General features: G+C 36.1%; 1 protein-coding gene. It reads right to left on the minus strand.

Annotation, left to right across the window (positions count from 1 at the left end; all coding sequences use genetic code 11):
* The coding region (locus tag AAEY57_RS19445; protein ID WP_350608599.1) for a DJ-1/PfpI family protein at positions 1 to 247 on the minus strand (247 nt) is incomplete at its 3' end.
* Positions 248 to 429 lie beyond the last annotated feature (182 nt).

Below are 429 nucleotides of genomic sequence, written 5' to 3' on the forward strand. Positions count from 1 at the left end.
GCATAAGCGCGTCGTAATCGGCGGGGTCTGCGTTTGTAACTAGTTTATCTACTGTTACTTTATCGCCCCACTTATCTTCATCCCAGCCCGTAATTTGGCCTTCTTTAATTGATACTATTTCGATGTTTGCACCGGCATCAAGTAATGCGCTGCGTGGAGATAAAAGCTCACTTTGCTCAAACCCATCAGTGGCTAAAATTGCAATTTTTTTGCCTTGTAAACGTGTGCTTGTTTGTAATGTACTCATTGAGATCTCCTTTTTCTTGAAAAATATATTCGAAACACACAGTTAAACAGCATAATGCATGCCGATAACAAACCATTGAAAATTAAAGAATAAATTAGAGTAGAGTTTGTGATGCTATGTAAATTATTTAGAGATTATGAATAATGTACATAAGTGCGAATTTATTTCCAGCTCATATAATT

The organism is Pseudoalteromonas sp. MER144-MNA-CIBAN-0113 (assembly GCF_040308965.1).
Taxonomy (GTDB): Bacteria; Pseudomonadota; Gammaproteobacteria; order Enterobacterales; family Alteromonadaceae; genus Pseudoalteromonas; species Pseudoalteromonas tetraodonis.